1 protein-coding gene is annotated in these 511 nt (G+C 43.2%); it reads left to right on the top strand.

Going from position 1 to position 511, the window contains the following annotated elements:
* A partial coding sequence (locus AB4585_RS24025; protein WP_372171262.1) for an MFS transporter occupies positions 1 to 511 on the top strand: 511 nt, incomplete at both ends.

Below are 511 nucleotides of genomic sequence, written 5' to 3'. Positions count from 1 at the left end.
ATTTATTCCCCTTACTAGTTTCTTCTCTAGCAAACTGGGAGAACGTCGTCTTCTTTTGGTCGCAGTCTCTGGTTTTATGGTGTCTTCCATTCTTTGTGGGCAAGCTCAATCTATTGAAGCAATGGTGCTCTTTCGTGTCATACAAGGGATGTTTGGCGCAGTTGTTATTCCTCTTTCCCAATCTCTATTGATATCCGTATTTCCACCTGAAGAGCGTGGCAAGGCCATGTCCATTTTTAGTATTGGTATTTTACTTGGCCCCATCTTAGGCCCCACTCTAGGCGGCTTAATTACTCAAAATATGGACTGGCGCTGGGTGTTCTACGTTAACGTGCCTGTCGGTCTTTTCTGCCTGACAATGATTTCAGTGTTTGTGAAAACCTCAAACAAAAGCAAAACCACTATTGATTGGCCAACCATGATTTCTATGGCCGTTGGTATTGGTATGCTGCAAATGGTACTGGATCAGGGTAACCAATTAGATTGGTTTGAATCTCGTCTGATTCAAGTC

The organism is Vibrio sp. 10N.222.49.C9, assembly GCF_041474985.1.
Classification (GTDB): Bacteria; Pseudomonadota; Gammaproteobacteria; order Enterobacterales; family Vibrionaceae; genus Vibrio; species Vibrio crassostreae_C.
This window is presented reverse-complemented; position numbering and strand designations above follow the sequence as displayed.